General features: G+C 69.3%; 20 protein-coding genes and 2 pseudogenes. 15 read left to right on the plus strand and 7 right to left on the minus strand.

What is annotated here, in order from left to right; genetic code table 11:
• The first annotated feature begins 147 nt into the window (after positions 1-147).
• The 5 genes from ACH4EW_RS20350 to ACH4EW_RS20370 all read left to right on the plus strand — a co-directional run bounded on the left by ACH4EW_RS20350 (position 148) and on the right by ACH4EW_RS20370 (position 6914).
• Positions 148-975, plus strand: a complete 828-nt coding sequence (locus ACH4EW_RS20350; protein WP_398258725.1) for an IclR family transcriptional regulator — start codon at positions 148-150, stop codon at positions 973-975.
• 79 nt (positions 976-1054) lie between these two features.
• Positions 1055-1783: a dipeptidase PepE gene (pepE, locus tag ACH4EW_RS20355; RefSeq protein WP_398258727.1), complete on the plus strand. Its 729-nt coding sequence runs from the start codon at positions 1055-1057 to the stop codon at positions 1781-1783.
• A 177-nt stretch (positions 1784-1960) separates the two neighbouring features.
• Positions 1961-4141 (plus strand): acyl-CoA dehydrogenase, encoded by a 2181-nt coding sequence (locus ACH4EW_RS20360; RefSeq protein WP_398258729.1) that lies wholly within the window; start codon positions 1961-1963, stop codon positions 4139-4141.
• A gap of 12 nt (positions 4142-4153) precedes the next feature.
• Positions 4154-5350: a lipid-transfer protein gene (locus ACH4EW_RS20365; protein ID WP_398258731.1), complete on the plus strand. Its 1197-nt coding sequence runs from the start codon at positions 4154-4156 to the stop codon at positions 5348-5350.
• 142 nt (positions 5351-5492) lie between these two features.
• On the plus strand, positions 5493-6914 hold the full coding sequence (locus ACH4EW_RS20370) for an MFS transporter (protein ID WP_398258733.1): 1422 nt from the start codon (positions 5493-5495) through the stop codon (positions 6912-6914).
• A 305-nt stretch (positions 6915-7219) separates the two neighbouring features.
• On the opposite strand, the gene ACH4EW_RS20375 is transcribed toward ACH4EW_RS20370, so the two are convergent.
• On the minus strand, positions 7220-7837 hold the full coding sequence (locus ACH4EW_RS20375; RefSeq protein WP_398258892.1) for a GNAT family N-acetyltransferase: 618 nt from the start codon (positions 7835-7837) through the stop codon (positions 7220-7222).
• Positions 7838-7974: 137 nt separating this feature from the next.
• On the opposite strand from ACH4EW_RS20375, the pseudogene ACH4EW_RS20380 reads away from it, so the two are divergent.
• A pseudogene (locus ACH4EW_RS20380) lies at positions 7975-8358 on the plus strand (DinB family protein); the annotation flags it as partial.
• 147 nt (positions 8359-8505) lie between these two features.
• Here ACH4EW_RS20380 and ACH4EW_RS20385 read toward each other — a convergent pair.
• The 4 genes and pseudogenes from ACH4EW_RS20385 to tnpA form a co-directional block, all read right to left on the minus strand.
• Positions 8506-9144, minus strand: a complete 639-nt coding sequence (locus ACH4EW_RS20385) for a hypothetical protein (RefSeq protein WP_398258735.1) — start codon at positions 9142-9144, stop codon at positions 8506-8508.
• Between the two features lie 5 nt (positions 9145-9149).
• The gene (locus tag ACH4EW_RS20390; protein WP_398258737.1) at positions 9150-9590 is read right to left on the minus strand and encodes a hypothetical protein; all 441 of its coding nucleotides are present in this window, start codon (positions 9588-9590) and stop codon (positions 9150-9152) included.
• Positions 9591-9932: 342 nt separating this feature from the next.
• Positions 9933-10757 (minus strand): dienelactone hydrolase family protein, encoded by an 825-nt coding sequence (locus tag ACH4EW_RS20395; RefSeq protein WP_398258739.1) that lies wholly within the window; start codon positions 10755-10757, stop codon positions 9933-9935.
• A 209-nt stretch (positions 10758-10966) separates the two neighbouring features.
• Positions 10967-11316 (minus strand): annotated as a pseudogene (gene tnpA / locus ACH4EW_RS20400) (IS200/IS605 family transposase); the annotation flags it as partial.
• A gap of 77 nt (positions 11317-11393) precedes the next feature.
• Between tnpA and ACH4EW_RS20405 the strand changes: the two are divergent.
• From ACH4EW_RS20405 to ACH4EW_RS20425, 5 genes are all read left to right on the plus strand, one after another.
• Positions 11394-12641: an RNA-guided endonuclease InsQ/TnpB family protein gene (locus tag ACH4EW_RS20405; RefSeq protein ID WP_398258894.1), complete on the plus strand. Its 1248-nt coding sequence runs from the start codon at positions 11394-11396 to the stop codon at positions 12639-12641.
• A gap of 38 nt (positions 12642-12679) precedes the next feature.
• A complete protein-coding gene (locus tag ACH4EW_RS20410) occupies positions 12680-13636 on the plus strand; it encodes a GlxA family transcriptional regulator (protein ID WP_398258741.1) in 957 nt (318 codons plus the stop codon).
• Between the two features lie 253 nt (positions 13637-13889).
• Entirely contained in the window at positions 13890-14762 is an 873-nt protein-coding gene (locus ACH4EW_RS20415; protein ID WP_398258743.1) for a MaoC/PaaZ C-terminal domain-containing protein, read from the plus strand.
• Between the two features lie 56 nt (positions 14763-14818).
• Complete coding sequence (locus ACH4EW_RS20420) at positions 14819-15895, plus strand: Zn-dependent alcohol dehydrogenase (RefSeq protein WP_398258745.1); 1077 nt, start codon at positions 14819-14821, stop codon at positions 15893-15895.
• A gap of 72 nt (positions 15896-15967) precedes the next feature.
• Positions 15968-16909 carry a 3-oxoacyl-ACP reductase gene (locus ACH4EW_RS20425; RefSeq protein WP_398258747.1) on the plus strand — a complete coding sequence of 314 codons (942 nt, stop codon included), beginning with the start codon at positions 15968-15970 and terminating at the stop codon, positions 16907-16909.
• A gap of 81 nt (positions 16910-16990) precedes the next feature.
• Here ACH4EW_RS20425 and ACH4EW_RS20430 read toward each other — a convergent pair whose 3' ends face one another.
• Together ACH4EW_RS20430 and ACH4EW_RS20435 are read right to left on the minus strand one after the other, a co-directional pair.
• Positions 16991-17164, minus strand: a complete 174-nt coding sequence (locus ACH4EW_RS20430; RefSeq protein WP_398258749.1) for a hypothetical protein — start codon at positions 17162-17164, stop codon at positions 16991-16993.
• Positions 17165-17287: 123 nt separating this feature from the next.
• On the minus strand, positions 17288-18628 hold the full coding sequence (locus ACH4EW_RS20435; protein ID WP_398258751.1) for a hypothetical protein: 1341 nt from the start codon (positions 18626-18628) through the stop codon (positions 17288-17290).
• 197 nt (positions 18629-18825) lie between these two features.
• On the opposite strand from ACH4EW_RS20435, the gene ACH4EW_RS20440 reads away from it, so the two are divergent.
• The 4 genes from ACH4EW_RS20440 (at position 18826) to ACH4EW_RS20455 (ending at position 22828) form a co-directional block, all read left to right on the plus strand.
• Positions 18826-19863: an ABC transporter substrate-binding protein gene (locus ACH4EW_RS20440; RefSeq protein ID WP_398258753.1), complete on the plus strand. Its 1038-nt coding sequence runs from the start codon at positions 18826-18828 to the stop codon at positions 19861-19863.
• 87 nt (positions 19864-19950) lie between these two features.
• Positions 19951-20793 carry a Nif3-like dinuclear metal center hexameric protein gene (locus ACH4EW_RS20445; protein WP_398258755.1) on the plus strand — a complete coding sequence of 281 codons (843 nt, stop codon included), beginning with the start codon at positions 19951-19953 and terminating at the stop codon, positions 20791-20793.
• Positions 20790-21533, plus strand: coding sequence for a zinc ribbon domain-containing protein (locus ACH4EW_RS20450; protein ID WP_398258896.1), 744 nt, complete (start codon positions 20790-20792; stop codon positions 21531-21533). Before ACH4EW_RS20445 ends, ACH4EW_RS20450 begins: the two co-directional genes overlap by 4 nt.
• Positions 21533-22828 carry a bifunctional RNase H/acid phosphatase gene (locus ACH4EW_RS20455; RefSeq protein ID WP_398258757.1) on the plus strand — a complete coding sequence of 432 codons (1296 nt, stop codon included), beginning with the start codon at positions 21533-21535 and terminating at the stop codon, positions 22826-22828. The genes ACH4EW_RS20450 and ACH4EW_RS20455 overlap by 1 nt, the downstream gene beginning before the upstream one ends.
• Positions 22829-22869: the final 41 nt, after the last annotated feature.

The raw sequence follows: 22869 nt of genomic DNA on the forward strand, positions 1-22869 counted from the left end.
GGGCCTTTCTTGATCATCCGGGCACCCGGGCCGGCGCTCGACGGGGGAAGCGCGGGGCGGAGTGCTGAGGAAACATTCGGGATCGGATAGCGTTGAACGCAACTGTTTCCCGTTATTTGCAATCCAGGTCTGAATGGTGAGATGACGATGGCGGACTTCAATCTGGACCGGCGCACGCCCGCCGGGGCGCTGCAAACTGTCGACCGGGCGCTCCTCGTGCTGCTCGCCTTCGAACGGACCCGGCCCGACTGGGGCGTCACCGAAGTCGCCGAGGAGTTCGGCTGGGACACCTCGGTGGCCCAGCGGCTGCTCGCCACCCTTGCCGGGCGCGGCTTCCTCGTCTCGGACCCGGTCACCCGCCGCTATCGCATCGGCCCCGCCGTGCTGCGCCTGGGCAGGCTCTGGGAGCGTTCCGGATCACTGGAGCTGCTGGCCGGGCCGGTCCTGGAGGAGCTGCGCCGGGTCACCGGCGACACGGTCCTGTTCTGCCTGCCGGACAGCTTCCACATGCGGTGCGTAGCCGCGGAGGAAGGAGAGGCCGGACCGCTGCGCTACCACCCGCTGGTCGGCGAGCTCTACCCGGCGCACGCCGGGGCGACCAGCAAGTCGTACTACGCGTATCTGCCCGACGAGCAGCGCCACCGGCTCTTCCGGGGCCGCCCGATGGCCCGCTTCACCGACCGGACGGTCACCGACCTGGACCGGCTGGAGGAGGAGTTCCTCAAGATCCGCGCACAGGGGTACGCCTGGACGGTCGGCGAGTACGACACCGGTATCGCGACCGTCGCCGTGCCGGTCTTCCTCGGGCGCGAACCGTACGGGAGCCTCAGCCTCGGCGGCGCCGAGGAACTCTTCCGCGGGGCGCCGGACGACCGGCTCGACGCCCTGCGCCACGCGGCCCAGCTGCTGGAGAGGCGGCTCACCCAGCCTCCGCAACGCCCGAAGCCCCGCGCCCGTCGCGCGCGCACCACCTGACCCGAAGAGAAAGCCTCGCCCGAAGGCGGCCCTTCGCCCGAACGCGGCCCTTCGCCCCAAGAGAAACCAAGAGGAACCCGTGAATCTGCTGCTGCTCTCCAACTCCACCCAGTACGGCCGCGGTTATCTGGAACACGCCATGGACACCGTCTCCGCATTCCTGCCATCCGGCGCCCGACTGGCCTTCGTCCCCTATGCGCTCGCCGACCACACCGCGTACACCGCACGCGTCCGCGACGCACTCACGCCGTCCGGCATAAGTGTCCGCGGGGTCCACGAGAACGCCGATCCGGTCGCCGAACTCGCCGCGTCCGACGCCGTGTTCATCGGCGGCGGAAACTCCTTCCGGCTGCTGAGCGCCCTGTACCGGACCGGTCTGCGGGACGCCGTGATCGAAGCGGTGCGCGGCGGGCTGCCGTACATGGGAGCCAGCGCGGGTACGAACATGGCGGCGCCCACCCTCCGCACCACCAACGACATGCCCATCGTGCAGCCGCCGTCCTTCGAGACGCTCGGCCTCGTCCCGTTCCAGATCAACCCGCACTATCTGGACCCGGACCCGGAGAGCACCCACAAGGGCGAGACCCGCGAGGAGCGGCTCACCGAGTTCCTCGAGGAGAACGACGTGCCGGTGCTCGGCCTGCGCGAGGGGGCATGGCTACGGGTCAACGGGCACCAGGCCCAGGTGCAGGGCGCCCGTCCCGCCCGGCTGTTCACCCGCGGCGCACAGCCGCAGGAGCTTCCGGCCGGATCGGACGTCTCTCATCTGCTCACGACGACACCGAGGTTCGACGCTCCGGTGCGCTGACGCTCAGCACCGGATCGGCGCCGACCGGCAGCCCGTTGCCCGGGCGGGATGCGGAGAGTGCGGGGGCCGCACCTGGTTCGACGCATCCCGCGATCCAACTGTCACCTGACCTTCCGTCAGATTGGAACGTGTTCTACTCTTGCGCCGTTCCAGTGGCTGCGACCGGCGAGGATCCGCATGGGCATCGGAATCACCGAAGAACACAGAGAGCTGGCGCAGGCCGTACGGGGCTGGCTGGCGCGCGCCGTACCACCGGAGGAGATGCGGCGGCTCCTCGACGCGGACGCCCCCGGTACGCCCGGCGTGCGCCCCGGGCACTGGGACGGGCTCGCGGAACAGGGCCTCCTCTCCATCCATCTGCCCGAGAAGTACGGGGGCGGGGGCGGTCAACTCCTCGATCTGGCCGTGGTCCTGGAAGAGGCGGGCCGGGCCGCACTCCCCGGCCCGTATCTCGCGAGCGCCCTCGCCTCCGCCGTACTGCACGCGTCGGGCGCGGACGCGCCGGTACGCGACCTCGCGGACGGCACGCGCATCGGAGCCGTCGCCCTCGGCCCCGGCACCCTCACCGCCGTGGAGCACGAGGACGGCCATCTGCTCGACGGCACGGCCCCGCCCGTCCTCTCCGGCGCCGACGCCGACCTCCTCCTGCTGCCCGCCGAATCGGCCACCGGCACCCTCTGGTTCGCCGTCGACGCCGCCACCGAAGGGCTGACCGCGCGCCCGCACCGCAGCGCCGACCCGACCCGCCCCACGGCCGAGATCCGCGCCGAAGGCGTACTCGTCCCCGTGGAACGCGTCATACGGACCGACAGTGCCTACGTCCGCGACCTCGCAGCCGTCCTCTTCTCCGCCGAGGCGTGCGGAACCGCGGCCAGAGCGCTGCACACCGCGGTCGAATACGCCAAGGTCCGCGAACAGTTCGGCCGCCCCATCGGACAGTTCCAGGGCATCAAGCACCTCTGCGCCGACATGCTCGTACGGGTCGAACGAGCCCGCGCTCTGGTGTGGGACGCGGCCCGCGCCGCCGACGAGGAGGAGGACCCGGACGTACGGTCCATGGTCGCCGCCCTCGCCGCCTCGGACGCACTCGACGCCGCGTACGGCTGCGCCAAGGACTGCATCCAGATCCTCGGCGGCATCGGCTTCACCTGGGAACACGACGCCCATCTGTATCTGCGCCGGGCCCTGGTGGCCCGGCAACTGCTGGGGGCCGGCGACGCCCACCGGCTGCGGGCCGTACGGCTGGCCGAGAGCGGAGCGCGCCGCGAACTCACCCTCGAACTCCCCGCCGAGGCCGCCGCCCACCGGACCGGGGCGCGCGAAGCGGTCGCCGCCGCCCGCGGCCTCGACCCCAAGGCCGCCCGCCGCGCCCTCGCACCGACCGGCTACGCCGCCCCGCACCTCCCCGCCCCCTACGGGCTGGGCGCCGGGCCGGTCCAACAGCTGGCCGTGCAGCAGGAGTTGAAGAAGCAGGGGGTGAAGCTGAGCGACCTCGGGATCGCCACCTGGGTCGTCCCTTCGCTCATCGCCCACGGGACGGCACAGCAGCAGGACCGCTACCTTCTGCCCACCCTGCGCGGCGAACTCCTCTGGTGCCAGCTGTTCTCCGAACCCGGCGCGGGCTCCGACCTCGCCTCGCTCCGTACGAAGGCCGAGCGGACGGCCGAGGGCTGGCGGATCAACGGGCAGAAGGTGTGGACGAGCGCCGCCCAATGGGCGGACCACGGAATCCTGCTGGCCAGGACCGACCCGGACGCCCCCAAGCACCAGGGGCTCAGCTACTTCCTCGTCGACATGAAGAACACCGAGGGAATCGACATCCGCCCGCTGAAGGAGATCACCGGCGACTCCCTCTTCAACGAGGTGTACTTCGACAACGCACTGCTGCCCGCCGACGCCGTCGTCGGCGAGATCGGCGACGGCTGGCGGGTCGCCCGCAACACCCTCGGCAACGAACGCGTCCACATGGCCGACCAGATGACCTTCGACACCGGCCTCGAGGCGCTGATCGCCCGCTCCGGCGAACTCGACGGTACGTACAGGGCCCGCATCGGAGCACTCGCTGCCGAGGCCCACGCACTCGCCTGCATCGGACTGCGGACCACCCTGCGGCAGGTGTCCGGACTCGAACCGGGCGCGGGAGCCTCCGTCCGCAAACTCGTCCAGACCACCCACCAGCAGAAGGTCGCCGAGCTGGCCCTCGAACTGCTCGGGCCGGCCGGCGCGGTCGGCGAAGGGGCGGGGGAGCGGGCCCTGCACGGCTTCTTGATGTCCCGCTGTCTGACCATCGCGGGCGGCACCACCCAGGTTCAGCTCAATGTCGTCGCCGAGCGCATTCTCGGCCTCCCGCGCGATTGAAGGGACTTGCTCATGAAGGCGTACATCGTCGGTGTCGGAATGACGAAGTTCGAGAAGCCCGAGACACGGGAATGGCAGTACTGGGACATGGCGAAGGAGGCCGGGGCCGCGGCGCTCACCGATGCCTCCCTCGCGTACGAGCAGGTCCAGCAGGTCGCCGTCGGCTACTGCTTCCAGGCCTCCACCGCCGGTCAGCGCGCCGTCTACGAACTCGGCCTGACCGGGATCCCCGTCTACAACGTCAACAACAACTGTGCCACCGGATCCACGGCGCTGATGATGGCCCGTCAGTTCGTCGAGGGCGGCAGCAGCGACTGCGTCCTCGCGCTCGGCTTCGAGAAGATGACGCGCGGCGCGCTCGGTGGCGGAGGCGCCGACGGCGGTGCCGCGGACTTCAAGACATCACCCGTGGCCCGGCACTACGGGATCATGGCCGCCGCCCACGGCTTCGAGATGAGCCCGCCCACCGCCCAGATATTCGGCAACGCGGCCCGCGAGCACATGGAGCGGTACGGGACGACAGAGGCACAACTCGCCGCGGTCGGCGCCAAGAACCACCGGCACTCGGTGAACAACCCGTACGCCCAGTTCCAGGACCCGTACACGGTCGAGGAGATACTCGCCGCGAAGACCATCCACCGCCCGCTGACCAAACTCCAGTGCTCACCCACCTCCGACGGCTCGGCCGCCGCCGTCGTCGTATCGGAACGCTTCGTCGAGCGCCACGATCTGGGCGACCGGGCGGTCGAGATCGTCGCCCAGGCCATGACCACCGACACCGGCGACTCCTTCGCCTCCGGGACCTGCATCGACGCCGTGGGGCAGCCGATGTCGCGGGCCGCCGCCCAGCAGGTGTACGAGGCCTCCGGGCTCTCGGCCGCCGACCTCGACGTCATCGAGCTGCACGACTGCTTCTCCATCAACGAACTCCTCACCTACGAGGCGCTCGGGCTGTGCGGCGAGGGCGAGTCCGGGAAACTCGTCGAGTCCGGGGCCACCACCTACGGCGGCCGGTGGGTGGTCAACCCGTCCGGCGGACTGATCTCCAAGGGGCACCCGCTCGGCGCCACCGGAATCGCCCAGGCCGCCGAACTCACCTGGCAGCTCAGGGGGGAGGCGCAGGGCAGGCAGGTGAAGGACGCCCGGATCGGCCTGGCACACAACATCGGGCTCGGCGGGGCGGCGGTGGTGACGCTGCTGCGGCGGTAGGCGCGGGTTCGGCGGAGACCGGCGGGGCGATCGGCGCGCGTCCCGCTGCCAACCGCGGGTGAGGTCGTACATCGCCGGACCGAGCCGGAGGCGGCCCGAATACCGATGTACGGGGTGCGTGACGGCTGCGAGTATGACCGCCATGGTGGACATCACGACGCCCGTACCCGCGCGCAACCGACCCGACACCCGCACCTGGGCTGCGATGCTCGCCGCCTGTGTCGGACAGTTCCTCGTCGTGCTCGACGTGTCCGTCGTCAACGTCGCCCTGCCGTCCATGCGCTCCGATCTCGATATGAGCGCCGCCGGACTGCAATGGGTGCTCAACGCCTACTCCATCGCGTTCGCGGGATTCATGCTGCTCGGCGGGCGCGCTGCCGACATATACGGCCGCAAGCGGATGTTCCTCATAGGACTCGGTCTGTTCACCGCGGCCTCCCTGGCCGGCGGGCTCGCCCAGGAGGGCTGGCAGTTGCTGGCCGCCCGCGCGGCGCAGGGGCTCGGCGCGGCCGTACTCTCCCCAGCGACCCTCACCCTGCTCACCACCGCGTTCCCCGAGGGACCGGCCAGGACAAAAGCGATCGGCACCTGGATGGCCGTCGGCGCGGGCGGCGGCGCGGCGGGCGGGCTGATCGGCGGAGTGCTCACCGATCTGCTCTCCTGGCGCTGGGTCCTGCTGATCAACGTGCCGATCGGTGTGCTCGTCCTGGCCGGCGCCGCGATCTGGCTGGCCGAGGGCCGGACGGGCGACCGGCGGCGGATCGACTTCCTGGGCGCGGTCCTCGTCACGGCGGGCCTTGCCTCCGTCGCGTACGGCATCGTGCAGATCGAGGCGGAGGGCTGGACGGCCGCGGCGACCCTGCTGCCGCTGCTCGGCGGAATGGCGCTGCTCATCGCATTCGTAGCGGTCGAGGCCCGGACCGCGGAACCGCTGATGCCGCTCAGGGTGCTCGGAACGCGGGCGGTGACATCGGCGAACGCGGCCATGCTCGTGATCGGCTCCGCGACGTTCTCGATGTGGTTCTTCATGACCGTGTACGCGCAGTCGGTGCTGGGCTACACCCCGATGCAGGCCGGAATCGCCCTGTTGCCCACGTCGTTGGCCGTCATCCTCGGCTCGAAGTGTGCGCCCCGCGTCATGGCGAGGGTCGGCGCGAAGAATCTGGCGCTCATCGGCACGGCCATCGGCGCCGCGGGCTTCGGCTGGCAGTCCACGATGAGCGCCGACGGCTCCTACCTCACCTCGGTCTGCCTGCCCGGCGTCCTGATGATGGCCGGTACGGGCCTTGCGTCCACCCCGCTCGCCTCCCTTGCCATCTCGGGCGCGGCCCCCGGCGAATCCGGCCTGGTCTCCGGCCTCGTCAACACCTCACGCACGATGGGTGCTGCGCTCGGTCTCGCCGTACTCTCCACGGTCGCGGCGGCACGCACCGGAGGCGGCACCGGGCCGGAGGAACTCACGGCCGGATTCGCGCTGGCATTCCGCACGGCCGGAACGGTGCTGCTGGGCGGACTGCTGCTGATGGCGCTATGGCTGCCGCGTCACCGGCCCGCCCGGCCCTGAGCCGGGCCCGGCGGTCCCTCTGCAGTGGGCCCCTACAACCACCCCTGCTGCCGCCGAACGCTTCGAAAGTGGCTCCGCCGCCACTCGGGTCAGCCGCCTGCCGCCACCCCGAACCACCGTCATCGGGACATGGAGCTGATGCCGCATACCCGACCGGACGCTGGCTCTCGCATGGCGAGAGTTGGGCCTCACCAGCGATCGGATCGAAGCCTCGTCGGTCAGCGAAGGCGTGGCCCACGGACGCAGGACCATGAGCGAGTCTTCCAAGGAGCGGAACAACGAGCGACCTGACACCAGCGGCACGGTCAGCCCGACGCGTGGCCGGCTGCCTCCGGACGTCCGCCGTGCTGGAACCACTCCGGCGCCAGGATCGACATCACCGTCGCGTCCACCCGCTCGCCCTCCCAGAGCAGTGCGTCACGCAGCACACCCTCGGCGACGAACCCCACCTTTTCGTAGGCGCGGCGGGCTCGCGGATTGAACGTGTAGACCTCCAGCGAGATACGGTGCAGCCCCAGCCCCTCGAAGCCGTACCCGACAATCAGACGGGTCGCCTCCGTCCCCAAACCGCATCCATAAGTGCCGGGCACCAGGCAGATGCGGAAGTTGCAACTTTCGTTAACCGGGTCCCACTCGTTCAGGACCGCCTCGCCAATGACGTTGCCCGTCACCTGCTCGACCACTGCAAGGTCCAACCGGTCATCCTGCTCCGCGCGGCTGCCGTACCAGGCACGCATTCGCCCCTCATCGGGCACGCCGTCGTGATGACTGCCGGTCAACCGTGATGCCTCTGCGTCCAGGAGCATCGGCATCAGCGCAGCCACGTCATCCACCGTGACGGGCCGGAGCAGCACCTGTTCACCCCTCAGCGACGGCTTGTTGAGGAAGTCCGGGCGTGGAGCACTTCGAACGTGATCAACCATTGCCGCATTGTGTCCGACTGATCCGCCCAACGTCCTCCTGATATCCGACGCAGGACCTGGTCACTCAACCTCCGTGATCGGGGAGACAGGGCCTCGTCGATGCACGACCTCGCCGTCGAGGTTGCCCGGACACCGCCGGAAACTGGCTGCCGGACTGGGCCGATACCGAGCCCGACCCCATTCCCGTTCCCACCATCGGCTGGGTGAGCTGGCACATCGGCTGGTGGTGGAGCACTGCCATCGATCACGCACAAGGACGTACGCCCCGGGAGCGTACCGACATCACCTGGCCCGGCAACGGACCGGCAGCCGTCGCCTGGCTCCAGGATCTGCGTACTCAGTGGCTGGCGTTCCTGGGCAAACTCGCCGACGCCGATCTGGATGCCGCCTCCACACTGCCGTGGCAGACCCCGCCGGACAACACCATCGGACACATGGTCGCCTGGCTGAACGCCGAGTTGATGAAGAACGTCGCTGAGATCGGGCAGCTGCGGCTGATCCGGGCGGCCTCGAAGCCGTGACCTGGGAAGCAATAGGGCAAAGGAAAAGCGTCGCCCAGCACGGCCGTCGCGACGCCGAGCCCAATTGCTCCCCAGGTCGTAAGTCTTGATCCACCGGGCAGCCGTGCGGAATGAACGTTTTCGGCAGCCACCCATTCCGAGCTTCCCTCACCAGTACGTGAGGTCCACCGCGCAGGAGCAGTGCGGGTCATTGCTGTCCACCACCATCCGTTCCTCCTCCGTGATCAAGGACGGCAGAGCCGCGAGCAGTGCGGTGACGGCACCGGACGGTCGTACGTCTGCGGCGATCACACCGGGGACGTCCTCGGTGTCGAGGTACAGACGCAGCCGGTCCTGGCCCAAGAAGAGGAATCCGCGCAGGCGCGGGTCTGGCTGCTCCTCGGTGTAGGGGGAGACGATGGTCCGCAGGATCGTCAGGGCATTGTCGTCCGGTGTGGGCTCAGCCGGCTCCACGGCAGCCGAGTCCGCCCGGACGAGGGTCATGCCCATCAGGGTGCTGACGTGGTCGCTGGGGTAGAGGTGCGTGCCGGTGAGCAGGGTGCGCAGGATTCCGATCACGTCGTATGCGGTGACGAGGTCGTCGCCCTGACGCATGGGGATCTCGTAGGCGAGCAACTGGTCTGGAGCGCGGTCCTCCTTGGCGCCGATGGCAACGCGGATCGCCTCATCAGGTGGTGGGACGGGGAGGACGCCACGAAGGTAAGCGGTGTCGGTGAGGGGTGCGTGGATGTGGTGAAGCAGCAGACGGGTGATGTCTGCCTGCTGCTCTGCGATCTCTTCGTACATGTAGGTCACTCGTTCAGCCAGTTCGGGCACTTATTCATGCCCTTGCAGTAGGCGGTGATGACGCCCATCTTCTGCCCCGCCCCGGCGTCGTACTTGCCGTCGGACGTCTTGCGTGCGTACTGGACGACTACGACGATCTTCAACACACTGCGGCCATGGAGGGCGTTTCCCCAGTATTCGAGGCGACCCCCTGCCTTCTTGTCGACCTTGCCCGCGATGGCAGCGTCGACGACCTTGCACTTCCTGATGTTGTGCTTGCCGGAGAAGTGGCTCCAGCCGAGCATATGGTTGCCGATGCGCGTGGGGATGACCCTGCCGTCCGGATCGGTCTGCTTGCACTTGATGTTCTTGTTCCAGTGGGGCGCCGCCTGTGCAGGCGCGGCGGGCAAGCTGAGGAGGACGGCTGTCGCAGCAATGGCTGCCGCTAACCGATTGAGTGCGATCACGCGCATACGGTGACATGTCGCGAGGTGGCGAGGTCCGGCTTCCCGGGGAGGGGCACCCGAACGGACCGCGCCGGGAGCCACCCGCCGAGGTGAGGCGCTGTGTCAGGCACCCCATGAGCCGAGAGGTTCTGAGAGTGCTGTTTTCCATGCAGCAGAGGAGTAAGCCCGGCCTGATGGAATTGGCAAAGAAAGCAGGGCTTGCAGATTGATCAGCAGTGACCGGCCCCTTCTTGAGTTTTGGCGGTTGGTGTCCGTCGGGGCCGGGACGCCAGGCCGACGGTCAGATCACGTCGGGAAGGGGCGGCGCTCCGCCGCATCGCCAGGTGTTGGAGCGCCAGGGACTCATTCCGGCCGCGTCCCGAGCCGCTCGGCCAGGAAGGCGATGATCTCGTTCCGGGCCTGCACAGTGGGGTGGCCGTCCTGGTCGACGAGGTGTGCTGTGACGACGCTGTGGGCGCAACCGACGACGTCACGGAAGAAGGGCGGAGGGTTCGTGTTCGCCGTCTCGGCTTTGAGTACGCGGCCGTCGAATGCCTCCCCGAGCAGTGCTCGGTAGGCCGCGAACCGCTGGCCAGTACACCACCTGTCGTTGTCGAAGCGGTAGGCGAGAACCTTCAATTCGTCTCGCGCTACCCGTTCAGCCACGGCAGCAGCGTCTTCGTCGCTGATCTCCAGGCCGCCGGGGTCGTCGAGCGGAAGCGACGGATGATTGACCACGGGTGCGATGACAGCGGGTTCGAGGGCCGTGGTCAGGGCGAAGTTTCCGGTAAAACACAGACCGACGGCGCCGACACCTGGCCCGCCACGCTCGGCGTGCGTCAGGCGAGCGAGGCCGCGCAGCCAGCTGACGACGGGACTGGTGCCGCCACCGGCAAACGCCCGGAACTCGGCGCTGACGCAAGCGCGTCGAACGATGGTCTCGCCCGCCTCGGGGAGCGGATAGGCGCCGTCGACGCCGAAAAGAGAGGGCAGGTACACGGAGAAGCCGGCATCGCGCACCCAACGCGCGAACCGCGCGACGTCGGGGCTGATACCCGGCATCTCCGGCATGAGGATGACTGCCGGTCCCGACCCGGCAACGTACACGGTTTTGTCGACGTCATCGACGCTGACGACTCTTCGCGAGAAGTCGTCCAAGGGGTCTTTCTGTCCTCGCACGGTGGTCATGATCGAGATGATGACGAGTGACCGCCCTCCTGGGAAGCGGCGGCATCGCCATGTATCCCGGTAATATCGCCATCCGTTCAAGGGTGCTGGAGGGGCCGCATGAGTCCGCTGCGGGTGGGTGTGCTGGCTTACCGGGACTCTTGCAGAAGGTCCTGGTGTTCACGCCGGGGATGATGCGTCTCAGGGCTGCTCTGACCTGCACTTTGGAGCGGGCGTTTCTGCTGCTCGATGTACTCATGGACGATCGGCAGTGGTGCTCCGCCGCAGGATGCCGAGAAGTGCGAGGGCGACCAAGGTGTCCGTGCGTGATGGCGTGGTTGGTGTGGCCGGTGAATTCCTGGCGTATCCGGCGGGCGGAGACGCCCTTGAGGCTGTTTGACCAGTTTGGAGACGGCGACCTTGGGCGGTAGTTGATCAGGAGGTGGACGTGATCGCGTTCGCCGTTGAACTCCTTCGGTTCCGCCTCGAAGTCCTCGCACACCTTGCGCGTGATCTCTTCGCAGCGTGTCAGCATCTCGTCGTTGAAGACTCCGCGCCGGTACCTTGTCACGAAGACCAAGTGGACAAAACCACGTGTCTTCGGCGCCTTTAGTCGTTCTCCTGATTCATGAGACCAATCACACTAGGGTCTTGGTTGTGCAGCTTCGCTACAACTACCGGGCTTATCCGGATGCCTCCCAGCGCCGTGCGCTGGACCGGGCGTTCGGGTGCGCCCGGGTGGTGTGGAACGACTGCCTGCGCGACCGGAAGGAAGCGCACGCGGCGGGGCTGCCGTATGTGACGTCGGCCCAGTTGTCCCGGCTTCGTATCACCGAGGCCAAGCGCACCGGGGAACGGGCTTGGCTTGCCGATGTGTCGGCGGTCGTTCTGCAGCAGTCCCTTCGGGATCTCGACACCGCCTACAGGAACTTTTTCGACAGTTTGAAGGGAAAGCGGCAGGGCCGGAAGGTCGGGGCGCCCCGGTACAAGTCGAAGAAGGACACCCGGCAGTCGATCCGCCTCAACACCAATGCCTTCTCTCTGAAGGAGAACGGCACGGTGTATGTGGCCAAGGTCGGCGATCTCAAGGTGAAATGGTCTCGTCGGCTTCCGGCCGCGCCTACGTCCCTGACCGTTACCAAGGACAGTTCGGGGCGGTACTTCCTCAGCTTCGTGGTGGACACCGAGCCGGACATCCTTCCCGGGGTGGAGGCGGAGTCGGGTATCGACCTGGGTCTGTCCGTGTTCGCGGTCCTGTCCAATGGCGAGAAGATCGACAGCCCTCGCTTCCTGCGCAGGGCGGAGAAGAAACTCAGGCGTCTTCAGCGGGAGCTGTCCCGCAAGGCCAAGGGGTCGAAGAACCGGGCCAAGGCCCGTATCAAGGTCGCACGCCAGCACGCCAAGGTCGCGGACCGGCGCCGGGACTGGCACCACAAGGTGTCCACGCAGATCATTCGCGACAACCAAGCGGTGTATGTGGAAGATCTCGCGGTGTCCGGTCTCGGCCGTACCCGGCTCGCCAAGTCCGTGTATGACGCGGGGTGGTCCGCGTTCGTGGGCATGCTGGAGTACAAGGCGGTCAAGCACGGCCGCATGTTCGTCAAGGTGGGCCGTGCTTTCCCGTCCTCCCAGGTCTGTTCGGCCTGCGGATTTCGGGACGGTCCCAAGCCGCTGCATGTGAGGGAGTGGACGTGTGGCGCGTGTGGCACCGTGCACGACCGTGACCACAACGCAGCCCGCAACGTCCTGTTCGAAGGACGTCGTATCGTCGCCGCCGGACGGGCGGAGACGCTAAACGCCTCGCAGAGCGCCGGTAAGACCAGGGCGAAAGTCCCGGCACAGCGCGTTGAAGCAGGAAGCCCCCGGAAGGGTCAGCTGACCCAGGCCGGAATCCCTGGACTTTAGGCCAGGGAGCACGTCAATCCGGCTGCTTCGCGTCGGAAGTGTTCGCAGTCCCCGACCTCCTGACGATGGCAACTCACGTCGCCACGGCGCACGGGTCGGTTCAGCCGGGTTACGAGGTGTCGGTCATCTCGCCCCGGAGGTGTGTGATCGCGTCCGGCGGCTCGGTCATCGACGTCCCGGCGGTACGCCCCGTAGACGTCCTGATCGTGCCGGGCTTCGAACTCTCGCCCACGCTCGATCTCGACGCGACACTCGCAGACCTGGGACCGGAAGTAGCGTCGATTCGATCGCAGGCGGCCTCGGGAACCGCTGTCGTATCGATCTGCGTGGGCGCCTTCCTGGTCGCTGAATCCGGGCTGCTCGGCGGGCACGAAGCGACTACGTCCTGGTTGTTCGCGGACAGGTTCGCCGACCGGTACGCCGACGTGCGCCTCCGCCCGGAGAAGCTGGTTGTGACCGATCGGGGGGTGACCACCACAGCGGCCTTCAGCGCCATGTACGACTTCGCGCTGCAGTTCATACGCGAGCACGACGGTCCTCGCGTCGCCCGCAGCACCGCGCGTATCGCGCTTGTCGATGATGCACGTTCCACGCAGGCTTCCTATGTCGACTCGGGGCTCATACCCGCTGTGGGCAGGGAGTTTTCGCTCGGCGTCAAGCGGTGGCTCGACCAGAACCTCAGTGCCCGCTATGACCTGCCCACCCTCGCCCAGGAGTTCCACGTAAGCACGAGAACCATGCTCCGTCGCTTCGGCGACGAAACCGGCGAGACGCCACTCGCGTACCTGCAGACGGTCCGGGTGCGTCGAGCCAAACACTTGCTGGAGACGACCGACAGGACCGTCGCAACCATCGCCGCTGACGTCGGGTACCGCGATTCCGGGACGTTCAGCGGCATCTTTGCCAGACACACGGGCCGGCGTCCGAGGGAGTACCGCGCGATATTCCATCGCTGCTGCGACCACCACGGGTCAACCCGGCGAACGGAGGCGTGAGATCCGCCCGAGACAGCAGGAGACCGCGCCGAAACCGGGCCAGGCGCAGGCCTCCGGGGGGCGACCGAAATCCGATCTGACGCTACGTCAGCAACAGTCTTCACAACTGCTGGGCGCTGCGTTATACATGGGAGTCATCGGCTAGAACGCGTTCTAGAACGAGCGTGACGGCCGGTCCCCGCACGACCTCGGTGCGGCCGACGGTGCGGACGGCCGCACCGAGGTCTTCCCACCATCAAGGAGCAGCTTTCCCATGCCCATTGATGCCGAAAAGGCTGTCGCCGCCGAACCCCGGTCCACCCGGATCAGCTGGGGCCACAAGGACGTCCAGCTCTACCATCTGGGCATCGGCGCGGGCGCCGATCCCGACCGGGCCGACCCGGCCACCGACCCCGGCGAGCTCCGCTACACCCTGGAGTCCCGGCTACAGGTGCTGCCCTCCTTCGCCACCGTCGCGGGAGCCGGCATGGGCGTCGTCGGCGGACTCTCCTCGCCCGGCATCGACATCGACCTTGCCGCCGTCCTGCACGGCGGGCAGAGCGTACGGGTGCACCGGCCGATCCCCGTGAAGGGCAGCGCCGTGCAGACCTCGAAGGTCGCCGCCGTGTACGACAAGGGCAAGGCGGCCGTGCTGGTGCTGCGCACCGAGGCCGCCGACGACGAGGGCCCGCTGTGGACCAACGACGCCCAGATCTTCGTCCGGGGCGAGGGCGGCTTCGGTGGGGAACGCGGCCCCTCCGAGCGGATCGCCTACCCCGCCGACGCCCCCGACCACGTGGTGGAGCGGCCGATCCGCCCGGACCAGGCACTGCTGTACCGCCTCTCCGGGGACTGGAACCCGCTCCACGCCGACCCCGAGTTCGCCCGGCTGGCCGGCTTCGACCGGCCGATCCTGCACGGGCTGTGCACCTATGGCATGACACTCAAGGCCGTCACCGACACGGTGCTCGGCGGCGATGTGACCCGTATCCGCTCCTACCGCACCCGTTTCGTCGGCGTCGTCTTCCCCGGCGAAACCCTCCGTATCCAGATGTGGACCGGCGAGAACCAGGTCCGGGTCGAGGTGCGAGCCGTCGAGCGGGACGACGCCCCGGTCCTCGGCGACACCTTCGTCGAACACTCCTGAAGCAGTGATGTGAATCAACTCCGAGAGGTCCACGGGCCCATGAGGGGAGCCGCACCATGCGCGCAGCCGTTCTGCACGAGATAGGCCAGGACAAACTGGAAGTCCTCGACGACGTCGAGGCGGTGGGCTTCGGCCCCGGCAAGGTCAGGCTCCGCATCCGGGCCACCGGACTGTGCCACTCCGATGTCTCCGCGATGAGCGGCGTGCTGCCGCAGCCCGCCCCCTTCATCCCGGGCCATGAAGGCGCGGGCGAGGTCATCGACATCGGCGACGGCGTCACCGGGCTGAACGCGGGGGACCGGGTGCTGGTCTGCTGGCTGCCCGCATGCGGGGCGTGTCCGTCCTGCAAACGCGGCCAGACCCAGCTCTGCCTGGCAGGCTTCATGAACGCGGGAACGCCCAACTTCAAACGCCCCGGGGGAGATGTCTTCGGCTTCGCGGGCACCGGCACCTTCGCCGAGGAGGTCGTCGTCGGCGCGGGCTGCGCGGTACCGATCCCCGACGACGTACCGTTCGAGATCGCGGCGCTGATCGGCTGCGGGGTGACCACCGGGCTGGGCGCGGCCGTCAACACCGCACAGGTGGAGGCCGGTTCATCGGTCGCCGTGATCGGATGCGGCGGAGTCGGCATCTCCACGATCCAGGGCGCCAGGGTGCAGGGCGCCGCCCAGATCGTGGCTGTGGACCCGGTCGCCTCCCGGCGCGAGGCGGCACTGCGCTTCGGCGCGACCGAGGCGGTGTCCCCGGACGAATTCACCGACGCCAAGCAGCGGATCACCGCGGGTGAGGGCTTCGACTACGTCTTCGAGGTCGTCGGCAAGTCGGCCACCGCCCGTACGGCTTACGAGAACACCCGGCGCGGCGGCACCCTCTGCATCGTCGGCGCGGGTGCGATGGATGACAACTTCCAGGTCAACATGTTCGAGCTGTTCTTCGACGAGAAGCGGATCCTGCCCTCCATGTACGGCGGAGGCGATGTGCTCCGGTCGTACGAACGGGCCATCGCACTCTGGCGGGCCGGCCGGATCGACCTCGAATCGATGATCACCCACCGGGTGCGGCTCGACGGCATCAACGACGCCCTCGACCAGATGAGGACAGGCGAGTCGCTGCGCACCTGCGTCGAACTCTGACCCTCACCCTGCTCCCGCCCTGCTCCCACCTTGCCCCCCCTTGCCCCCACTTGAGAGGACTGCGAGATTCCGATGTCACTTCCCCTGGACGGCATGTCCGCGATCGTCACGGGCGCGGGCCGCGGCCTCGGACGCGCCGAAGCGCTGGAACTGGCGCGGCTCGGCGCCTGCGTTGTCGTCAACGACTACGGGCAGCCGGGCCGCGACGGCTCCGGCGAGGCGTCCGCGACCCCGGCCGAGGAGGTCGCCGAGGAGATCCGGGCGGCGGGCGGCCGGGCGGTCGCCCACCTCGGTGACGTCTCCGACCACGAGCAGGCCCGCGCCCTGGTGGAACTGGCCGTCGACACGTACGGGAAGCTCGACATCCTGGTCAACAACGCGGGCATTCTGCGCGACCGGATGGTCTTCTCGATGACCGAGGACGAGTGGGACTCCGTCATCAGGGTTCACCTCAAGGGCCACTTCAACACCACGCATTTCGCCGCATCCCACTGGCGCACCCGCTCCAAGGAGTCCGGCGGCCCGGTGTACGGCCGGATCGTCAACACCTCGTCGGAGGCGTTCCTGGCCGGTTCGGCGGGCCAGCCGAACTACGCGGCGGCCAAGGGCGGCATCGTCGGCCTCACCACCTCCACGGCCCTGGCCCTGGCCAAGTACGGCGTCACCGCCAACGCCATCTGCCCGCGGGCCCGCACCCGGATGACCGAGGACGTCTTCGCGGGCTTCCAGGAACCGACGGACGGCCGGCTCGACGCGCTTGCTCCCGAGCATGTCTCGCCGCTGGTCGGCTATCTGGCCTCCCCGGCGGCGGCCAAGGTCAACGGGCAGCTGCTCGTCGTGCACGGCGGGATGGTCGCGATCGTCGAACGCCCCAGGGTGGCGGCGAAGTTCGACTCGTCGAAGGAGACGTTCTCCTTCGACGAGCTGGACGAGCTGATCTCCCCGTACTACGAGGGCCGCCCGGCGGGCGAGACCTTCGCCGCGGCGGAGGTGCTCGGTCTGAAGCGCGGCTGACCGCAACGGAAACGGTTGGGCCCCGGCAGCCCGAAGACCGGCAGCCGGGGCCCAACCGTCCCTCGTTGACGTTCCGCGCGGTCAGGCCGCCCGGCTGTCCCCCTCGGAGGGGCGGCGGTGGCGGCCGTGCGGCTGTGCCGCCGTGTCGTCCGTCGACACACCCCCTCGGTGCTTTCCGGCGCCGTCGGCTTCGGCCCGTTCCGCGTCCGCCCCTGCCGGACGTGTCTGGGTCGTATCGGTTCGTGCTTCAGACATGTGGGAAGTCCCCCGTTGTGATCGCTTGCGTGTGTGTCACCAGGGCCGATCACGCCACCGCGACACGGCACGGTCACCGTCGGCGACCGCGCGATGACGGCTGCGCAGCCCAGGCCAGGAAATTTAACCAGGCGCCGTGCGCCGCACGAGAGGCGCCTGCCCCAGTGGAATCGGCTTGCACACAGCAAGAGGCGCAGCGGCAGCGGACGGTTGCATACCGCTTCCCGCAGCCGTTTCCGGACCCGCTTCCGCCGCCGCTCCCGCGCCGTGTTCCCCGTCCACCGGCGCCTCCAGCAGCGCCACCCCGCACGCCACGTTCTCGTTGGCATACGGAAGTCTGAGTACGCCGCCCCGGGTCCACACCCCGCATCCGGCCTGCCACCCCTGGGGGGCGGCGAGTTGATGCAGTCGGCGTCCCGCCGGGCGCCACACCCCGAGCCAGCTGCCCGCCGCCCCGTCGATCCGCAGGGCCACCGCGCAGCTCTCCGGCATCAGCATCTGTCCCGGCTGTACGGCGAACGGCGTCACCGCCACATCGGCCGGGTGCAGGCACTCGGGGAATCGCACCGGCAGGCAGCTGCCCAGCACCCCCCACCCGAGCCGGTCGTGCCCCGGCGCGTTCGAGCGGATCAGCAGCAGTCCGCTGTCCGCGTCGGCGAGCAGCAGCCGGTCGTCGCTCTCCGGCGCGATCTGCAGCAGCGGTGTCACCTCACCGCCCCGCTGTAGATCCACGGCGACCGCCTTGACCGGCCCGCCGCCCGGCATCTCCCGGTCCAGGGCCAGCATCCGCCCCGCCCGGTCCAGCCAGACCCCGCCGAAGCAGCGCCCCGGCACCTGGGCGACCAGTTCGGGGCCGTAGGCGCCGCCCGCCACCAGCCAGATGGCGGTGGAGCGCGCACCGACCGACAGGGCGTACGCGCTCGCACCGTCCGGTGACGGCGGCAGCAGGGTCGGATTCGCGCATCGGACGGCGCCGAGCGGCAGTTCACCGGTGCCGGGGCCGGTCGGATAGAGCAGCGAGAACGCGTGCCGGTCCGCGACCTGGCGCCGGATCAGTACACGTCCGTCGGTCAGCGGCAGCACCTGGGAGTCCGGCTCCTCCGGCTGATCGAGGGGGAGCGGCACGGCGTACGGCTCGTGTCCGTCGAGCGTCCAGCGCTCCACGAACCACGCCTGCGCGGCCTCGCCGGACGCCTCCGCGGCGACGTTGCGGAGGGCGAGCCGGGCGGCGTACGAACCGTCCGCGGCGATCGTGAACGCGGGCGGGGCGAGGGCTGCCTGGGCGGGCACGCCGGGTTCATCCGGCACGCCGGACCGCTCGGGCACGCCGTCCGCTCCGTCCCGGCCGGGCATGTCGAAGCCGGCCGGTTTCCCGGGTGCGTCCGGCTCGTCGTCCTCCAGGACCGCATCCCTGGCGGCCCCGGCCGCCCCCGCGGTCCCGTTCTCGATGGCACAGACAGTCATGAACTGGTCACCTCCGGCAACCGAAGTTAGTTTTCGCACTTCCTGCCGAACGACACGAGGCCCACCACTTCACACATAAGGGTGGTGATGCCTGGATTCACCCGAGGGGGAGGGGGCGCCTGTGCTCGGCGCGAGAGGGGTGAGTAAGGTAAGGCATCCCTAAGTTAAATCTGTGTGATCTTCGACTGGAGCAAGTGATGTCCCTTCGTCGCCGCGGCACTGCCGCAGTCGGCCTGGCAGTGGCTGCCGCCCTTTCCCTTTCGGCCTGCGGGAGCGGAGGCTCGGGCGGCTCGGCCGAGTCCGAAGGGGGCGGTGACAAGAAGGCGGCCGTCGCGACGGGCGGCAAGGACTTCGCCGACGCCGCGAAGAAGACGGCGGAGTACGGGACCGACGCCAAGCCCGGCCAGTTCCCCCGGACCGTCACCCACGCCATGGGCAAGACCGAGATCAAGTCCGCCCCCAAGCGCGTCGTCGTGCTGGATGTCGGCGAGCTCGACAATGTCGTCTCGCTGGGTGTGAAGCCGGTCGGCTATGCCCCTTCCGAGGGCGCCGCGGCCATCCCCTCGTACCTGAAGAAGGAAGCGGGCAACCCGAAGAACATCGGCACGATCAACAGCCTCAACCTTGAGGCGATCGCCGGCCTGAAGCCCGACCTGATCCTCGGCAGCCAGCTGCGCGCCGCCGACAAGTACGACGCGCTCTCCAAGATCGCGCCGACCGTGTTCTCCATCCGCCCGGGCTTCACCTGGAAGGAGAACTACCTCCTCAACGCCGCGGCGCTGGACAAGACCGCCAAGGCCGAGAGCGAGCTCGCCGCCTACGAGGCGAGCGCCAGGAAGCTCGGCGAGGACATCGGCCCGGACAAGCCGACCATCTCCATGGTCCGCTACATGCCGGACCGGATCCGCCTCTACGCCAAGGCGTCCTTCATCGGCACCATCCTGGAGGACGTCGGCCTGCCGCGGCCCAAGAACCAGCAGATCAACGAACTCGCCGTGGAGATCAGCCCGGAGAGGATCGACGAGGCCGACGCCGACTGGATCTTCACCGGTGTCTACGGCGACGTGAAGGCCACCGAGCGCGACACCACCCAGTCCAACCCGCTGTGGAAGAACCTCGATGCGGTCAAGGCCGGCCGGGCCAAGGACGTCTCCGACGAGACCTGGTACCTCGGCCTCGGTGTCACGGCCGCGAACATGGTCCTCGACGACCTCCGCGCCGACCTCGTGAAGTAACCATTCATTTTGCAGGCTGTCGGCCCGTCGGTACGGGTCGACGAAGCCATGGGCAGCGGGGCACACAGGGCAGGTAGCCTTTTCCTTGTGCCCCGTCTGTCTGAAGTCATCGCCGAGCTCGACGCTCTCTGGCCGCCCGAGCGGGCCGAAGGCTGGGACGCGGTCGGCACCGTCTGCGGAGACCCCGCCTCGCAGGTCGACCGCGTGCTCTTCGCCGTCGACCCCGTCCACGAGATCGTCGACGAGGCGCTCGGACTCGGCGCCCAGCTGATCGTCACCCACCACCCGCTCTATCTGCGGGGCACGACGACGGTCGCGGCCGACACCTTCAAGGGCCGGGTCGTGCACACGCTCATCAAGCACGACATCGCGCTGCACGTCGCCCACACCAACGCCGACACCGCCGACCCGGGCGTCTCCGACGCCCTCGCCGGTGCGCTCGACCTGCGCGTCGAGGGACCCCTCGTACCGGATCCGACCGACCCCAAGGGCCGTCGCGGCCTCGGCCGGATCTGTGTGCTCGACCACCCCGAGAGCCTGGCCGACTTCGCCGCCCGCGCCGCCAGCCGGCTGCCGGCCACCGCGCAGGGCATCCGGCTCGCGGGCGACCCGGCGGCGACGGTGCGCACCGTCGCGGTCAGCGGCGGCTCCGGAGACAGCCTCTTCGACGCGGTACGCGCCGCCGGCGTCGACGCCTTCCTCACCGCCGACCTGCGCCACCACCCGGCCTCCGAGGCCATCCAGCACTCCCCGCTCGGCCTGATCGACGCCGCACACTGGGCCACCGAGTGGCCCTGGTGCGAACAGGCCGCGGCGCAGCTCGACGCGATTTCCGACCGCCACGGATGGGACCTTCGGGTCCATGTCTCGAAGCAGGTCACCGACCCCTGGACCACCACCACCCACCACTCTTCTGGAGCCCCCAACTGAACGCCGCGCCCGCCGACCAGATCCGACTCCTCGACGTCCAGGCCCTCGACGTACGTCTGTCGCAGCTTGCGCACCGGCGCAAGTCGTTGCCCGAGCACACCGAGATCGAGTCGCTCACCAGCGACCTCGCGCAACTGCGCGACCTGCTGGTCGCCTCGCAGACCGAGGAGAGCGACACCGCCCGCGAACAGACCAAGGCGGAACAGGATGTCGACCAGGTGCGCCAGCGTGCCGCCCGCGACCAGCAGCGCCTCGACTCCGGTGCGATCACCTCGCCCAAGGACCTGGAGAGCCTCCAGCGCGAGATCGTCTCGCTGGCCAAGCGCCAGGGCGACCTGGAGGACGTCGTCCTCGAAGTGATGGAGCGCCGCGAGTCCGCCCAGGAGCGCGTCACCGAGCTGTCCGACCGGGTCTCCGCCGTCCAGGCCAAGGCCGACGACGCGATCGCCCGCCGTGACGCCGCGACCAAGGAGCTCGACGAGGAGGCCGCGACCGTCACGAAGGAGCGCGAACTCGTCGCCGGCTCCGTACCGGCGGACCTGCTCAAGCTGTACGACAAGCTCTGCGCCCAGTCGGGCGGGGTCGGCGCCGCCCGCCTCTACCAGCGCCGCTGCGAGGGCTGCCGGCTGGAGCTGAACATCACCGAGGTCAACGATGTGAAGGCGGCCTCCCCGGACACCGTCGTACGGTGCGAGAACTGCCGCCGCATCCTGGTCCGTACGGCGGAGTCGGGCCTGTAATGACCCCGCCGCGCCAGTTCGTCATCGAGGCCGACGGCGGTTCCCGGGGCAACCCCGGGCCCGCCGGTTACGGTGCGGTCGTCATCGACCCAATGACGGGGGAGACCCTTGCCGAGGCCGCCGAGTACATCGGCGTCGCGACGAACAACGTCGCCGAGTACAAGGGCCTCATCGCGGGGCTGAAGGCGGCGAAGGCGCTGGTGCCGGACGCCCCGGCGGACGGTGCGCTCCAGGTGCGGGTCCGGATGGACTCCAAGCTGGTCGTGGAACAGATGTCGGGCCGCTGGAAGATCAAGCACCCCGACATGAAGCCGCTCGCGGCGGAGGCCGCCGGGATTCTGCCGGCCGCCGCCGTCACGTACGAGTGGATCCCGCGCGAGAAGAACAAGCACGCGGACCGGCTCGCCAACGAGGCGATGGACGCGGGCAGGCGCGGCAAGCAGTGGGAGCCGTCGTCGTCGACGGCCGCCCTCGACACCCCCCGGCCCTCGACGGCCGCCGGCCTGCCGTCCGTCTCGGGCCCGCCCGGCGACGCGGCAGCGGGCGCGGCCAGGGCCCGCGCGGCCCTGGCCTCCCGGCCGGGAGCCGGAACGGGCACGGCACCGACCGCGGCCACCGCCGTCGCATCCCCGGCCGCACCCCGGGTGGGCTGGGCCGCGGCACCCGATCTCGGGGCGCCCACCACCTTCGTACTGCTCCGGCACGGCGAGACGGCCCTCACCCCCGAGAAACGGTTCTCGGGCAGCGGCGGCAGCGACCCCGAACTCTCGGCCACCGGCCGCCACCAGGCCGAACGCATCGCCCAGTCGCTGGCCGCCCGCGGCACGATCGAGGAGATCGTCAGCTCCCCGCTGCGCCGCTGCCGCGAAACAGCGGCCACGGTGGCGGCCCGGCTCGGCCTGGAGGTCCGGATCGAGGACGGCCTGCGCGAGACGGACTTCGGCGCCTGGGAAGGCCTGACGTTCGCCGAGGTACGTGAGCGTTACGGCCCCGACCTGGACGCCTGGCTCGCCTCGGCGAAGGCGGCCCCCACCGGGGGCGGCGAGAGCTTCGCCGAGGTCGCCCGCCGCGTCGCGGCCACCCGTGACCGCCTCACCGCCCGCTACGCGGGCCGCACGGTCCTCCTGGTCACCCACGTGACGCCGATCAAGACCCTGGTACGGCTGGCGCTGGGCGCCCCGCCGGAAGCCATGTTCCGTATGGAACTCTCGGCGGCCTCGGTGTCCGCGGTGGCGTACTACTCGGACGGGAACGTGTCACTCAGGCTGCTGAACGACACGTCGCATCTGAGGTAAGGGCTGTCCCGTAATCCCTGGGGGATCAGCATCCCTGGTGG

The sequence above is a fragment of the Streptomyces sp. NPDC018000 genome (assembly GCF_044328025.1).
Lineage (GTDB): Bacteria > Actinomycetota > Actinomycetes > Streptomycetales > Streptomycetaceae > Streptomyces.

What these genes read in the sequence shown, in the direction of transcription:
- ACH4EW_RS20350 (WP_398258725.1), top strand. Translation starts at nt 148, where the DNA reads ATGGCGGACTTCAATCTGGACCGGCGCACGCCCGCCGGGGCGCTGCAA.
- ACH4EW_RS20360 (WP_398258729.1), top strand. Translation starts at nt 1,961, where the DNA reads ATGGGCATCGGAATCACCGAAGAACACAGAGAGCTGGCGCAGGCCGTA.
- ACH4EW_RS20365 (WP_398258731.1), top strand. Translation starts at nt 4,154, where the DNA reads ATGAAGGCGTACATCGTCGGTGTCGGAATGACGAAGTTCGAGAAGCCC.
- ACH4EW_RS20370 (WP_398258733.1), top strand. Translation starts at nt 5,493, where the DNA reads ATGGTGGACATCACGACGCCCGTACCCGCGCGCAACCGACCCGACACC.
- ACH4EW_RS20375 (WP_398258892.1), bottom strand. Translation starts at nt 7,837, where the DNA reads ATGGTTGATCACGTTCGAAGTGCTCCACGCCCGGACTTCCTCAACAAG.
- ACH4EW_RS20385 (WP_398258735.1), bottom strand. Translation starts at nt 9,144, where the DNA reads ATGTACGAAGAGATCGCAGAGCAGCAGGCAGACATCACCCGTCTGCTG.
- ACH4EW_RS20395 (WP_398258739.1), bottom strand. Translation starts at nt 10,757, where the DNA reads ATGACCACCGTGCGAGGACAGAAAGACCCCTTGGACGACTTCTCGCGA.
- ACH4EW_RS20415 (WP_398258743.1), top strand. Translation starts at nt 13,890, where the DNA reads ATGCCCATTGATGCCGAAAAGGCTGTCGCCGCCGAACCCCGGTCCACC.
- ACH4EW_RS20420 (WP_398258745.1), top strand. Translation starts at nt 14,819, where the DNA reads ATGCGCGCAGCCGTTCTGCACGAGATAGGCCAGGACAAACTGGAAGTC.
- ACH4EW_RS20425 (WP_398258747.1), top strand. Translation starts at nt 15,968, where the DNA reads ATGTCACTTCCCCTGGACGGCATGTCCGCGATCGTCACGGGCGCGGGC.
- ACH4EW_RS20430 (WP_398258749.1), bottom strand. Translation starts at nt 17,164, where the DNA reads ATGTCTGAAGCACGAACCGATACGACCCAGACACGTCCGGCAGGGGCG.
- ACH4EW_RS20435 (WP_398258751.1), bottom strand. Translation starts at nt 18,628, where the DNA reads ATGACTGTCTGTGCCATCGAGAACGGGACCGCGGGGGCGGCCGGGGCC.
- ACH4EW_RS20440 (WP_398258753.1), top strand. Translation starts at nt 18,826, where the DNA reads ATGTCCCTTCGTCGCCGCGGCACTGCCGCAGTCGGCCTGGCAGTGGCT.
- ACH4EW_RS20455 (WP_398258757.1), top strand. Translation starts at nt 21,533, where the DNA reads ATGACCCCGCCGCGCCAGTTCGTCATCGAGGCCGACGGCGGTTCCCGG.